Origin of the sequence: Streptomyces sp. NPDC047042, assembly GCF_040644035.1 — a bacterium.
Taxonomy (GTDB): domain Bacteria; phylum Actinomycetota; class Actinomycetes; order Streptomycetales; family Streptomycetaceae; genus Streptomyces.
Genome location: NZ_JBEYVP010000050.1, coordinates 1 through 15131, shown reverse-complemented (window position 1 = coordinate 15131; position 15131 = coordinate 1). Strand labels below are relative to the sequence as shown.

Genomic DNA, 15131 nt, shown 5'->3' with positions numbered 1-15131 from the left:
ACAACCGCTGCTGCAACAAGGCATCTGAATCTGGCCAATTGAACCTGTCCTCCACGCGGGAACCCGGCGTCGAATGCCGGGACGGTGCGCGGAGTCTGCCATGATCGCGGGCTTTGTGCGCCGGACATGTTTTGCTCTCAGGGCGGGAGCGCAGTCGCACCGAGCGCAGTCGAGGCCCCTTTTGTCAACTTGTGGGACCTATGCCGTGCATAGGTGCTCGGACTCCTTTGATATTTCCTTGACTTCGCTTGGTTGATACATGTGTCATTTGGTCACCTGTGTGAACCATGTGAACAAGGGGTGGGGTCAGAATGGGCGGGGGAAGCCGTGCGCGAAGAGATGGTGGCGGGGCGTTAAGCAGAGTGGCGTGGCTGACGGCGTTGACACTGCTGGTCACCACGCCGGTATTCGTTGCCCCAGCGGTTGCCACCACCGCGTCGAAGGTTCAACTGACCGAGACAGAGCAGGCGCAGCAGAATGCGGCTGCCTCAGGTGATCCGGTCGAGGTCGTCAGCGAACGCACCGAGAGAGAGACGGTTTTCGCCAACCCTGACGGAAAAACGTTCACCCTCAATAAGTCGATCGTTCCGGTACGGGTGGAGACGCCTGGTGGTGGCTGGGCAGAGCCGGACGCGCGGTTGGAGAAGCGAGCGGACGGATCGATCGGTCCGAAGGCAACAGCCGTCGACCTGTCGTTTTCTCCAGGCGGCGCCGGCGAGGGCCTGGTCACCATCGGCGAGGACGGTCAGTCCGTTTCCCTGGGATGGCCGGGAACGCTGCCGCCACCGCGCTTGGAGGGTGAGCGGGCGGTCTACGAGAACGTGCTACCCGACGTCAACCTGATTCTGACTGCGACGGTCGAGGGCTTCCGCCAGGTGCTGGAGGTGGAGACGCTGGAGGCGGCCTCTGACCCGGCGCTTGCCTCGCTCGAGTACTCCATGAAGACCGAGGGCCTGCGTATTCGGGAGGGTGCGGCCGGGACCATGGACGCGCTGGACGGCAACGGCCAGGTCGTCTTCCGCTCGCCCTCGGCCCGGATGTGGAACTCGGCCGGTGAGACACCCGGCTCAGCCGCAGGGGAGGGGCTGAGCGCACAGGCGGCCGCAGTTCGGCCGATCGCGTCGGCCGCGCAGAATTCGACTTCGCAGAATGCGGAACAGACTCCTGCGGGCCCGGCTGAAGAAGGCGATCCGCTGGCCGGTCCCGGAGTTGGCGACGAGTCCGCGCTGATGGAGGTTGACGTCGCAGCGGACACGGTCACTGTCACTCCGGACACCGAACTCATCGCTGGCACGACGAGCGCCGAACTTCCGCTGTACATCGACCCGTCGGTGGAACTGGGTGAAGGTGAGCGGACGGTCCTGTCCTCGGACGGCGACTCCTTCTACAACTTCTCCGGTGGCGACAACGGCATGAGCGTGGGCCGGTGCGGCTCTGCCGTGATCGGCGGGGTGCGCTACTACTGCACCTCCGGCAGTGAGTACGTCAACCGTATGTACTTCGAGTTCACGCCCGGCAGGCTCAAAGGCAAGCATGTCCTGGACGCGACGTTCACCGTGACCGAGACCTGGTCCTTCTCGTGTGACGCGCGCTGGATCGATCTGGAGCGCACGAACGAGATCACCAAGACCTCGAAGTGGCCTGGGCCGAGGGGGACCAACCCCAACAAGACCTGGGACCAGATGGTCGACGTCAATGTTTCGGCGGGTCGTGGGAGCGCGTGCTCCCCGTCGCAGCCGCGTGCGGGGATCGAGTTCAACGACAATCCGGCCGAGGCGGACGAGAACCTGACTCCGACTGTAAGGTCCTTCGCGGATGGCAAGATCGCCAAGCTGACTCTGATGCTGATGGCGAAGAACGAGAACGACCCCATCTCGTGGAAGAGGTTCGACGACGACGCGACGCTGAAGGTCACGTACGTCGGCAAGCCGGCTATCCCCACGGAGTATGGACTCTCGGCGGGGGCGAGCCAGATCTGCTCGACGTCCGAGACCAAGCCGACCATGTGGTCGTATCCCCAGCCGACGTTCGCGGCCACCCCACAGACAGCTCCGGGAGGGGAAGGCGGGGCGTTGCTGCGTGTGTACTTCGACCTTGACGTCAAGGTCGACGCAGACACGTGGTCGGATGCCGCTTCGCCGTCGACGGGACATGAGAAGCCCACGAGCGGTTATGCGGGTGACGGTGTCGATCAGGACAAGCTGTGGAACACAACACTCGCGGACGGCAAGCAATACCGCGTCCGTTCCTGGACACGCTCCTATATCAACTTCAACAACGAAATCAGCTCGATCGGCAGCGGCGCGACCCGGTGGTGTTACTTCACTGTCGACAGTAAGGCACCCAAACCCCCGTCGATCGTTTTCAATAGCACCTATTCGGCTTGCGTCAAGGGCGGCGCCTGCGAACCGAAGGGCGGTGCCAATCAGCCGGGAACGGTGACATTCGGTCCGGCGGCGGGAAGCGGGGACGTGAATGTCTCGTACTCCTACAAATTGTCCACGGACAGCGAATGGAAGCACCCGACGGGAGCGACGGTCACCACGTCGATCACGCCGATGGACTCGGGAACGGTGACGCTGACGGTCATAGCGAGGGACGCGGCGGGCCGGACCGGGGAGAACAAGGTCCGTTTCCTGGTTGGTGAAGGCGATGCCCCGATGGGCCGGTGGACGTTCAACGAGGCCTCCGGAGCAGCGGTCGACGTCTCCGCGACCGCCCCCGTACTGCGGGACGACGCGACGCTGACTGGGGCGGTGCGGACGACCAACGGCCGCCGTGGTGTCGTGACCGAAGGCAACGCGACCGGCGACGATCGGGCGCTGAAGCTGGCGAACCAGGCCTACGCCTCTACCGCAGGGAAAATCCTCGAGACGCAGGGCTCGTACACGGTTGCCGCGTGGGTTCGGTTGGAGTCAACTGGCAGCAATGCGTACATTCTTGGTCAGGACGGCACTCAGAACAGCCCGTTCTATCTGGGCTACTGCGAGGGTGTCCGAACGTGGTGCCTGCGACTGTCCGATGCCGACTCGACGACGACTTCGATCGACAACCAGCGAGTGAACGCCCTACAACCGGCCGCGACAAAGGTGTGGACGCATCTCGCTGCCGCGATCAACACGAATCAGAAGAAGCTCATTCTGTATGTCAACGGTGTCGAACAGGGAAGGGACGATCTCACAACCGGGAGTTGGTCGTCGACCGGGGCGTTGCAGATCGGCCGGGTGAAATGGAAGGGCGGATATGTCGACCACTTCCGCGGAGAAGTGGACGAGGTCGCCGTGTGGCAGCGAGAGGCCAAGGCGCCGAGCGTGGTCGCGGAGGAGGCGAATCCCAAGGGCGCGGACGGCAACGCATACGTTGAACTCGTGGCCCACTACGTCCCTGACGGCGTCGACGATGGTGGCACCTCGCTTCCGGATCTGACCGAGTACGGAAACAGCCTGGGCCTGTCTGAGGGTGCATCCCTGGACGGCAAGGCGCTGGTCCTCAACGGCACTTCGGGCTCGGCGACCGTATCGCGGCCACTCATCGACGACACCGGGTCGTTCACCGTGGACACCGAAGTCGCCGTGGACACCGAGTCATTGGCTGGCAAGCCGATCGGACATCGTGCCCAGGTTTTGGGCCAGCGTACGGCGAGCGGTTCGTCCTGGAGCCTGTGGTTGGAGAAGACCGGGACCAAGGAAGTGCCGGAGTTGGACGCTGAGGGCAACCCGGTGCTCGACGACAGCGGCGAACCGTTGACACACAGTGTCCCCGTGGCCAAATGGCACTTCGGACGGTTGACCGCCGACGGCAGTGGCACGTCGGTTGTCAGCGATCCGGCGGAGTTGGAGGACCAAGTTCTTCTGGTCGGTGTGTACGACACACGCACGCAGCAGATCACGCTCTATGTCGGCAGCACCCCGCAGGGCGATCCCCTCGAATACACCGCTGCCGCAGGTACCGGTGAGTTCGCCGTGGGCAAGGGCTGGACGAACAGCGCCTGGGGGCATTACCTGACCGGCTCGATCACGGAAATCCGCCTATGGGCAGGTGCAGCAACTGACTCCGATCAGGTGCAGACGCTGACCAGCTCCTGACCCGTCTCCTCCCGCCGTCCTGCGCGGCGGGAGGAGACGGGGTCGAGGTCAGCGAGTATTTCCAACCTGCCGTTTCACACGCTTCCGGCCGAGCCCCGGCTTCCCCCTCATTCTCTGGAGAGACTTCCTGTGTCCCAGCGTCAGTCCCTTTCTCGCGTGCGCGCGCGGCGGACCGCACTGACCGTCCTGCTCGCGGCGGTCTTGTCGGTGCCTGCCTCGCTGACCCCTCTCACTTCGCAGGCATCGGCAGCAGAGTTACTCGGCCGACCGGATGTACTTGGGGGTAAGCCGACGCGTGTGGTGGAGATGAAATCACCGCAGGCCAAAGCGGCCCGGGCGAAAGTGGCCAGAGAGAAGAAGGCCAACCAGCGGCTCGCCGAATCGGCAGCGGCCGAACGCCGTCGTGCCACATGGCCGAAGGCATCCGCATTCGACACCACGGTTACCGGCGCTCCGGTCGGCGACAACCTCGTCACCTTGCAGGCAGTAAAACCGAGCGAGTCGTCCCGTCAGGCACGTTCGCTTGCCGCAGGCAAGGCGAAGATCACCGTCCTAGACCAGAAGGCCGCGCGCCGGGCCGGCGTAACGGGCGTGCTGTTCACGGTGGCCGCAGAAAGACCCGGGGCCGCGCAAGTCACTGTCGACTACGGCTCGTTCGCCTCTTCCATAGGCGCCGACTGGTCCTCCCGTCTGAGACTTGTCACCCTGCCCGCCTGTGTCCTGACAACGCCTCAGGAACAGAAGTGCCGCGCCACGACAGCCCAGACGTCGGACAATGACACCGACGCCCAGACTGTCACCTCCCGCGCAAGCATCGCCGGTACCTCGGCCGCCCCGACTGTCATGGCGCTGACCGCCGCAGCGGCGGCCACGGGCACAACAGGTACTGGGGACCCCAAGGCAACGCCCTTGTCGGCGTCCGCGAACTGGCAGGCAGGCAGCTCGTCGGGCGGATTCTCGTGGTCGTACCCGATCGCCACACCTCCTGCGGCAGCGGGCCCGGCACCTTCCCTGTCCTTGTCCTACGATTCCGGGAGCATCGACGGGCGTACGGCGAACACCAACAACCAGGCTTCCCTGGTGGGTGAGGGATTCGACCTCACTTCGTCCTACGTCGAGCGCAAGTACAGCGCCTGCGAGGACGACGGTCACGCCGACAAGTTCGACCTGTGCTGGAAGTACACCAATGCCTCCTTGGTGCTGAATGGCAAGGCCACCGAACTGGTCCTCCAGGATGCCAAGGAGGGTGAACCTGAGGAGTGGCATCTCAAGGACGACGACGCTTCGAAGGTCACCCGGCTCACCGGCGCGGACAATGGCGACGAGGGTGACGGCGAGTACTGGAGGGTCGTCACCGGAGACGGCACCACGTACACGTTCGGCCTGAACAAGCTGCCGGGTGCAGACACCGAACGCACGAACTCGACGTGGACGGTGCCGGTCTTCGGCAACGATGCCAAAGAGCCCGGCTTCGACAAAGGCAGCGAGTTCAAGGACCGCGCCCTGACCCAGGCATGGCGCTGGAACCTCGACATGGTCGAGGACGTTCACGGCAATGCCTCTACCTACTGGTACAAGGCGGAGACGAACAACTATGCGAAGAACGGCGACAAAAAGACCCTCGCCGCGTACGACCGCGGCGGCTACCTGGAGGAGATTCGCTACGGACAGCGCAACGACACGCTGTTCAGCAGCCCCTTCTCCGACAAGATCACTTTCACCTACAAGGAGCGCTGCACTGCCTCCGACTGCTCCTCGCTGACCGAGGACACCGCGAAGAACTGGCCCGACGTTCCCTTCGACTCCATCTGCTCGGCCAGCGAGACCGACTGCGAGGCCACCGGCCCGTCGTTCTTCACCCGCAAGCGGTTGACGAGCATCGACACGCACTACTGGTCGCGGGCCGCAGAACCGGACGCCTTCCAGCAGGTCGACTCCTACACGCTGGGCCAGACGTTCTTCGACGGCAGCGACATCGACAACAGCTCCGACCAGGTCCTCACTCTCACCTCTCTGGTCCGCACCGGTAAGAACGGCACAGACATCAAACTGCCGCCGGTCGAGTTCACGTACGAGCAGCGCCCCAACAGAGTTGACGATACAGATGACCACATTCCGGCACTGACCCGACCGAGAATGGCCTCCGTCACCTCAGAGACCGGCGCGATCACGTCTGTCACCTACTCCTTTCCGGAGTGCGTGCGCGGCAGCAGCATGCCCGCCGCCGCAGATGACAACAACCAATCCTGCTACCCGGTGTACTGGCCCATCAACGGTGGCGACATCAAGCTGGACTGGTTCCACAAGTATCGCGTCACCGCCATCAGTACCAATGACCCGGGAGCCGGTAACCAGGGCACTCTGCAGACCTTCGAGTACTCCAACCCCGGCTGGCACTACAACGACGACCCCTTCACCAGGGACAAGCACCGCACCTGGTCGTCCTGGCGCGGCTATCAGAAAGTCACGTCCTACTCCGGTGAGGTGGGCACGACCCGCTCGAAGAGCGTGAGCCTCTACATGCAGGGCATGTACGGCGACAAGCGCGCGAACGGCACGAGTCGCACCGACACCGTGCAGGGCATTGACCTCGACAACGACACAACCGCCACCGGCGGTGAGTACGACGTCGCCGACATCGCCGACGCCGACTACTACGCCGGACAGCTCCGCCAACAGATCACGTACGACGGCACGCGGATCGTCGCCGCCAAGGTCAACAATCTCTGGCACCACCAGACCGCCAGCCAGCAGCAGTCCTACGCCAACGTCACGTCGAACTTCGTCAAGACCGCGGCCACCTACAACCTCACCTACCTCACTGCCACGAAGAAGTGGCGCACGACTGCGGTCTCCTACGCCTACGACACCACGTACGGTATGGCCACCCAGGTCCTGGACCACGGCGACTGGAACGCGGCCGGCGACGACACCTGCACCCGCACCTGGTACGCCCGCAACGCCGCCAAGGGACTTACCAACCTGGTGTCCCGCACCCGCACGGTCGCCAAGGCCTGCTCGAACACCGACGACACCCTGACTCTGCCCACGTCCTCAGCCACCCCTGGTGACGTCCTCACGGACACCGCCGTGGTGTACGACGACACGGCGGCCACCGGCTGGACACCGAACCAGACGCCGACCCTGGGGCTGGCGACCTGGGCCGGCCGTGCAAAGACCTACCCGGCGGCCTCCGGCACCGCAGACCGCAACCCCTCGCCCACCTCAGGGTGGCAGACGGTCAGCACGACGACCTACGACACCGCCGCGGCGAAACTCGGCCGCCCGCTCAAGGTCACCGACGCCAAGGGCCGCACCACCACGACCGCGTACTTCCCGGCAGCGGCGGGCCCACTGTTTACGATGACGGTCACCGCGCCGCGTCTGGCCGCCAACAGCCAGGCCCACCAGACCACCACCAACTTCGACCCGGCCCGTGGCACGGTCAACTTCACGCTTGATGCCAACGTGAAGCGCACCGACCACAGTTACGACGCGCTGGGCCGCATCACCGCTACCTGGCTGCCGGGCCGCTCCAAGTCCGGGAACGACACCCCGGACGCCAAGTTCGACTACGGCCTCGTACGGAACAAGGCCCCCTGGTCCTCGGTCTCCACGCTCAAGGCCGACGGGACCACTTACGACACCACCTACGCCATCTACGACTCACAACTGCGGCCGATCCAGACCCAGACGACGTCGCCGAACGGCGGACGAATCCTGACCGATACCCATTACGACGCGCGAGGTCTGGCCTATATGACCTTCGCCGACGTCTGGGACATCAAGAACGTCCCCTCCGGCGCCTACTCCCAGGTTCCGTACGGCGAGGACACTCAGACGAACACCGAGTTCGACGGTGTCGGGCGCACCGTCAAGACGACCCGGTTGGTGGAGGGGGAGAAGCAGTGGGACATCATCTCGACCTACACGGGTGACTCGACAGCCAGCACGGCCGCGCAGGGTGGAAACGCCACGCGTACGATCACCGACTCCCTGGGCCGGGTGAAGGAAACCCGCACCTACGCGGGCACACAACCCAACGACACCCAATACGGAGCATCCTCCGGAACGCCGTACACGCGCGTCGGATACACCTCCACCCGCGACGGCAAACCAAGTACCGTAACCGGTCCTGACGACACCAAGTGGTCCTATACGTACGACCTGTTCGGCCGACAGGTGAAGGCGGTGGACCCGGACAAGGGCACCACGGTCACGACCTACACCGACCTAGACGAGGTCGACACCACCAAGGATGCCGAGGCGCGCACCCTCCTCTACGGCTACGACGAGCTGGGCCGCAAGACAGGCCAGTGGCAGACAGCCCGTACTGACGCCAACCAGCTTGCCGCCTGGACCTACGACAGCGTCCTCAAGGGCATGCCCACCGCGTCCATCCGCTACGAGGGTGGGGTGGCCGGCAAGACGTACACCAAGGAGGTCACCGCATACGACGACCTCGGACGCGCCACGAGTACAGACCTCAAGCTGCCGGCGGACGACCCGCTGGTCACGGCAGGCGCGATCAAGGACAAGACGACCTACGAGGCGACCTACCGCGTAGACGGCACGGTCAACACGACCAAGGAGCCTGCGGCAGGGGGCCTGGCGGCGGAAACCCTCACGCACCGCTACAACAGTTCCGGCCTGCCCACTGAACTCTCCGGTACCTCCGGCTACCTGCTGGCCGCCACCTACACCGGCCTCGGCCAAGTCGAACAACTCCAGCTCGGTACCTCCACGGCCACCGGAACCAAGCGACTGTTCCTCACCAACACCTACGAGCCCGGTACCGGCCGCCTCACCCAGGCAGCCGTGGACGACCAGACCCGGGGTCCGGTCCAGGAACTCAACTACACCTACGACCAGGCGGGCAACGTCACCGCCATCGTTGACAGTGCGAACATCGGCACCGGTGCCGACAACCAGTGCTTCACATACGACGCGTACCGTCGGCTCGCGGAGGCCTGGACCCCGAAGACCGAGAACTGCACGGCGGCGAACCGCACCACGGCGAACCTCGGCGGTCCGGCTCCCTACTGGACGAGCTACTCGTACACCGTCTCGGGCCAGCGAAAGACGGAGAAGCAGAACACCGGAACACCGGTCACTACGACGTACTGCTACGACACGGCTCGCCCGCACGCGTTGAGCGCCACCAACACGGTCAACAGCACTTGCACGGGCCTCGCTCCCCAGTACCAGTACGACGACACGGGCAACACGGAGAGCCGTGTAAAGAAGGCAGGCTCGACCACCAAGCAGACGCTCGCCTGGAACGCGGAAGGCAAGCTCAGCCGCCTCACGGACACCGCCTCGGCGACCGCGACGAACTACCTGTACGACGCCGACGGCGAACTCCTGATCCGCCGGGACAACGCCACCAGCGGCGAGACCGTCCTCTACCTGGGCGCGACGGAAGTCCACCTCAAATCCGGCAAGATTTGGGCCAACCGCTACTACAGCGCGGCCGGCGCCACCATCGCCGTGCGCACCAACGAGTCGGGCACGGGGAAGCTGAACTTTCTCGCCTCCGACCACCACGGCACGAGCAGTCTTTCCGTCACGGCTGACTCCAACCAGACGCTGAGCAAGCGGTACAGCTCACCCTTCGGCGCGAACCGTGGGCAGATGACGGGGGTGTGGCCGGACGACAAGGGCTTCCTTGGGATGTCTGCGGATGGCGGGACGGGGCTGACTCACGTGGGGGCGCGCGAGTACGACCCATCGAGCGGGCGGTTCATCAGCGTAGACCCCCTGCTGGAACTCGATAAGCAGCAGACTCTCAATGGCTACACTTACGGTGGGCAGAACCCGCTTTCTTTCAGCGATCCCACGGGGATGGGTCTCTCCTGCGGCGGCGCGGGGCCTATGGCGGAGGCCTGCCCGACGCGTCCTGACGGCACGCCAGGCAACGGGCGTCCAATGGAGGCCGTTGACACTGACGAGCCGCGCCCGGCCCATCCCTGCAATAGTGGCTGTGGGCCAGAGCGCGACGACAGCCCGGGCGCTCCCGTGGGTGCGCCAACATGTGGAACTGTCCCCTTTGCTTCATGTGATGCGGTGCCTGTTGGCCTCGCCCGTCCTGAACCGACGCATCTCCCCTACATTCCGCCTGGCATTGCGAGTCCGGAATATCTGGCGGCACAGAAGTGCGCCATGACGCCTGATGCCGACAAATGTAAAGAGCCAATCTTTGGCGACGGTATCGGTACAACTCTCCTTAGGCTTAATCATGAGAGCCGAGACACTATTCAAATTATCGGCGACATAGGCCAAGGTGTGAACTACGGTGCGACCGGCTTGGCGGGTATGTGTGTGGCCATAACTATGGGGGCATGCGCCGCTGGACCCGCAGAAGCTTTGGCGCTAGTCGGTAAAGCTGGCGCCACTGTCAGCGCGGCATCGAGCATCAGTCAGGCGGTCGACTCGTGTAATTACGACAATGGAGCCAACTGTGCACATGACCTGTGGGGAGCAACTACGAGCGTGGCGGAGATAGCTCTTCCCTATCTACCGAGTGCTGGATCAAGGGCCATCAATCTGGCGCAAGAAGCGTACACGGCGGGTGACACTGGTAGTCTGATACATAAAATGACTAAGTGGATGTTCCCGCGCTAGTGGTAAAGGTGATGGTCGGCCTCTCTTGTGGTGAAAGGGAGGCCGACCGCGTGTGGGGTCGTTGAAGTTGTACAGGAGAAATATGCGCCACCGTAGACCGCAGCGAGTGATGATCGGGATCATCATAATCGTGCTCAGTGTGGGCCTTCAGGTAATTGCCCATCTGAGTGTGCGCAGTGAGGGTGTCCGAACCCATTTGGTCATCATGACCCCTTTTCCCCTCATGGTGTACTTTTCGTTCATTTTTTTTATTCGCCCATTTTTGGGTATTTCGACAGCTGGCATAGTTGTTAGGAATCTAATAACTCTGTATCAAATCCCGTACGATCGCGTAGCTGGTTGCGTTGGGCATCGGTCAATTACTCTGGAGATCCGCGGGTATGGCCGTGTCCCCGTTTTGGCCTACGACACCAGCTTGACTGGTAAAAATCAATGCCAAATGCTGGCTGCGGAAATTCTGGAGAACGTTCGATCGGTATGTCCCGTGGAAGGCCGTGAAAGCTTTTCCAAGCGCACCTCTGCGGGAATCGCAGAGATTTTTGGGCCAGGATTTACGATACTTCTATGCCTGTTGGCCTTTTTCTTTTGATATTACTTCAGGCTTGCTCTCGATCATGCGTGAGCCTGCCAGCTCGCTCCAAGCGCGATGCGTAGTCGGAGTTTGGAATTACTGATTAACGGCCCGGCAAGTGACGTCCTTCTGCGATTCCACGCGCGCGGCGGTGCCGATGTCGGCGCGGACCAGAAGGAGGCGATCGACTTAAACGACGGTGGCCTGTCCTACTTCGCGGACCTCGAATAGTCAGTCCATCGGACGCGGGCCGCGCCACGGGCGAACCAGGTCTCGACAGATCATCTGACGACCTGCGGCAGCTATTGGAATTATTGGAGGAATCTCTGACGCAGTTCATCGCCGACGGTGACCGGGCCTCTCCGGGTCGGTCCGTCGGGGCCCATTCTGTTAACACTGTAGGCGCTCACTGAGAGTTCGTCTTGTTAAAGGCTAGTCATGGAAGGTGGTCGTGTTGCGCACATGTGATTGTCGGTGACTGAGGCTCGAAATTTCGCCCAGGTGGTGGGGCGGAGCCGAATAGGGCGGTTCGTCGGTGCTTTGGAGTCGCGTATCGCGACGGTGGCGGGGATATTGGTGGCTATCTCGACGCACTCCGCCGCGTCGTTGCTGTAGCTGGACTTGCGGTACTCGAAGTCAGGCACGGCTCACAGTTCCTTGCGTAGGTTGGCGAGGAACGACACCGACTCCTGTTCGTCGAAGGAGCATTCGGTGATCCTTCCGAAGAGCTCATCGTAGGACGCGGCAGCCTCTCCGCCCTCCACCCAACGTTCGACGAAGGGGGCCTCCACGTATACGACGTCCATGGCCCCCGGCTCCGCGAACGAGATGATGTTGAACGAGCCGTTCAAACCCGCGTGTGTGCCGGCGGTGAAGGGGAAGATCCGTAGGCTGACAGTCGGCAGGTCGGCGACCCGTGCCAGCTCTTCGAGTTGGCCTCTGGCTGTCGGCGCGCCACCGGGGAAGTTGCGGAGTACCGCTTCGTAGATCACTACCTGAAGGGTCAGCGGCGGGTCCTGGAGCAGGCGGCGTTGGCGAGCGAGGCGGGCCGCGATGAACTCGTCGTCCGACACCGGACTCTTGGTCACCTCGGCGGCAGGGGTTTCCCTCAACGCCCGCACATACTGCGGTGTTTGAAGAAGCCCCGGAACGAATGCGGGCTGCCAGGCCTTGATCGTCGTCGCGGCGCTCTCCAGCGCGACGTACTCCTGCATGACACCCGGGATGGCGAAGTCGTCCCACCAGCCCTTCGCCTTACGGCGCTCACGGTCGACCCGGGCGAGTTCGAGCAGTGCGCCCACTGCGCCGGGGTCGCGGACGCCGTACAGCTCGCACAACGCCCGGATGTCGGGGTCGCGCATGGGGACCCAGCCGCGCTCCATCTTCGTGACTTTTGTGATGGACGAGGTCAGAGCCTTGGCGGCGTGAGTCTGGGTCAGCCCGGCAGCTGTGCGCAGTTTGTTGAGTTCGCTGCCGAGGCGGCGCCCCAGAACCGAGGATGTGCTGTTCCCCAACATGGGTTGATTCGCGCTCAACTGTGCTCCTCCAAGGCTTTGGTGCGCGCACAGTCTGTCGCGGCTGGGAACCGCTCGGCAACCACGAACGGATTAATTGTTCCGGGATCAACTTGTATTGATCTCGCACTCTCTCTACCGTCGGTGACGAACGGATCACATAGCGGCGCCACTTACCCGCACGTCGCAGCTCCCCCCTGCCCGAAAGGGACCCCATGACGGAAGACGCCCCCCTCCGATACGACCGCCTCGACTACACCCCCTTCCCTAAAAGCGTCACCCTCGCCCGACGCCGAGCCCACCGTCTCCTCACCGACTGGGGGCACCCCGAACTCGCCCCCGACGCAGCCCTGTTGCTCTCCGAGCTCGGCGGGAACGCCGTACTGCACGGGTCTCTTCGTGACCGTCTCTTCCGAGTCGAACTCGCTCTCACCGAGCGCGCCGTGCGCGTCAGCGTCTCCGACCCCCGGGGCGAGTTATTGCCGCGCGCCCGCAACGCCGCGCCGGACGAGATGTTCGGGCGGGGACTGCTCATCGTCGGTGCCGTCGCCGACCGCTGGGGCGTGACCGAGCTGACCGTCGGCAAGCTCGTCTGGTGCGAGCTGGACGTCGTACGAGGCGTAGGCGGGCCGGCGAATCAGGCGACGCACCAGCCGGAGAACGAACCGGAACAGGAACCGCACCCTCTGCCCGTAACACCCCCCGCCCCCACGCCGAACCGTCGGCGCCCCCTGCGGCAAGATGGGCCTCATGAGCATCGTAAAGATCAACGTACTCACGGTCTCCGAAGAGCAGCGCGAGACGCTCGAGAAGCGGTTCGCGGCGCGGGCCGGGGCCGTCGAGGGAACGGACGGGTTCGAGTGGTTCGAGCTGCTGCGGCCCGTCGAGGGTACCGACGACTACCTGGTGTACACGCGGTGGCGCAGCGAGGAGGACTTCCAGGCGTGGATGGCGGGCCCGATGCAGTCGGCCCACCGTCCCGCGTCCCCCGGCGGGGAGCAGCCCAAGCCCGCCTCCTCCGCGTCGACGCTCTGGTCCTTCGAAGTGGTCCAGCAGGCCGCCCCCAAGCAGGACTGAGCCCGCGCGACTCGCGACTCGCGACCCGTCACCGCCCGATTCTCCGGCGCGCCGATCCGCAGCAGTCGGACTCGGCGCGCCACAACGCACGATCGTGTGCTCGGGTCAGGGCTTGCGCCCCACCCCGCCATGCTGGCCGATCGCCGGCGCCGCGACCCCCGACGCGCTCGGCTCCGGCCTCCACAGCGGCACCGACACCACCCCCGGCGGGACCAGCTCGAGTCCCTCGAAGTACGCCTCGATCTGGTCCACCGGCCGCAGGAAATACGGCACCGCGCCCGTCTCGTTGTAGGCGTCCTGCGCCTGCTCGTAGGTGGGGTCCGTGCCCCGGGAGCCCTCGTTCAGGGAGAGGTAGCTGCCCGACGGGAGGCCCGCCATCAGGTCGCGGACGATTCCGCGCGCCACGGTGTGGTCGGCGACGTGACCGAGGATGCCGCTCAGGATGAGGGCGGTCGGGCGGGTGAGGTCGAGCGTCTTGGCCGCCGCCTTCAGGATGCGGTCCGTGTCGTACAGCTCGGCGTCCACGTAGTCCGTCGCGCCCTCGGGGGTCGACGTCAGGAGGGCCCGGGCGTGGGTCAGGACCAGCGGGTCGTGGTCCACGTACACGATGCGGGCGTCGGGGGCGACCGACTGGGCCACCTCGTGGGTGTTGTCCACGGTGGGCAGGCCGGTGCCGACGTCCAGGAACTGGCGGATGCCCGCCTCCCCGGCCAGATGGCGGATCGTACGGCCCAGGAACGCGCGGCTGCTGCGGGCGATGGTGACGATGCCGGGGAAGACGGCCGTGTAGGCGTCGCCGGCCGCCTCGTCCACGGGGTAGTTGTCCTTGCCGCCCAGCCAGTAGTTCCAGATACGGGCGGAGTGCGGTACCGAGGTGTCGATTCTCTGTTCGGATTCGGACATGCTTGACATCGTCTCCCCGGTCGCAGCGTACGCGGTCGTACGAGGGTTTCGTACAGGGTTCAAGTTAACAAGGGTGCGGCGGTTGGCGGTTGCCGGACAGTCGCCGCAGGTCCGGTGGCCGACGGGCGTCTTCCGCCTCTCTCGCCCCTGTCGACCCATTCGTCCCCCGTCGCGCCGCGACGGCGCCACCGAACGACAACCCGTCACTTTATGTCGTCCGCGACTATGGCCATTTCACCGTGTTGACCGGGGCAACAGTTATCCCCGGTTATTCAGCGGAATTGGGTGAGCTGACGGCCTGACAGCAGAAAGGTGCCGCTGACCTGCGAGGATGCGAGTGTCTAGGTCGTATCCGGT

At 64.3% G+C, this 15131-nt stretch carries 7 protein-coding genes; 3 read left to right on the top strand and 4 right to left on the bottom strand.

Going from position 1 to position 15131, the window contains the following annotated elements; genetic code table 11:
• Positions 1 to 362 precede the first annotated feature (362 nt).
• Positions 363 to 4085: a LamG domain-containing protein gene (locus ABZ855_RS41065; RefSeq protein ID WP_360816636.1), complete on the top strand. Its 3723-nt coding sequence runs from the start codon at positions 363 to 365 to the stop codon at positions 4083 to 4085.
• 306 nt (positions 4086 to 4391) lie between these two features.
• Entirely contained in the window at positions 4392 to 10709 is a 6318-nt protein-coding gene (locus ABZ855_RS41060; protein ID WP_360816633.1) for an RHS repeat-associated core domain-containing protein, read from the top strand.
• A 996-nt stretch (positions 10710 to 11705) separates the two neighbouring features.
• Here the strand turns inward: ABZ855_RS41060 and ABZ855_RS41055 are convergent.
• The 3 genes from ABZ855_RS41055 to ABZ855_RS41045 form a co-directional block, all read right to left on the bottom strand.
• Positions 11706 to 11924 (bottom strand): DUF397 domain-containing protein, encoded by a 219-nt coding sequence (locus ABZ855_RS41055; RefSeq protein ID WP_360816630.1) that lies wholly within the window; start codon positions 11922 to 11924, stop codon positions 11706 to 11708.
• Between the two features lie 3 nt (positions 11925 to 11927).
• A complete protein-coding gene (locus ABZ855_RS41050) occupies positions 11928 to 12815 on the bottom strand; it encodes a helix-turn-helix transcriptional regulator (RefSeq protein ID WP_360816627.1) in 888 nt (295 codons plus the stop codon).
• Between the two features lie 455 nt (positions 12816 to 13270).
• Positions 13271 to 13477, bottom strand: a complete 207-nt coding sequence (locus tag ABZ855_RS41045; RefSeq protein ID WP_360816624.1) for a hypothetical protein — start codon at positions 13475 to 13477, stop codon at positions 13271 to 13273.
• Between the two features lie 67 nt (positions 13478 to 13544).
• On the opposite strand from ABZ855_RS41045, the gene ABZ855_RS41040 reads away from it, so the two are divergent.
• A complete protein-coding gene (locus ABZ855_RS41040) occupies positions 13545 to 13871 on the top strand; it encodes an antibiotic biosynthesis monooxygenase (RefSeq protein WP_360816621.1) in 327 nt (108 codons plus the stop codon).
• Between the two features lie 105 nt (positions 13872 to 13976).
• Here ABZ855_RS41040 and ABZ855_RS41035 read toward each other — a convergent pair whose 3' ends face one another.
• Entirely contained in the window at positions 13977 to 14783 is an 807-nt protein-coding gene (locus ABZ855_RS41035; protein WP_360816618.1) for an SAM-dependent methyltransferase, read from the bottom strand.
• Positions 14784 to 15131: the final 348 nt, after the last annotated feature.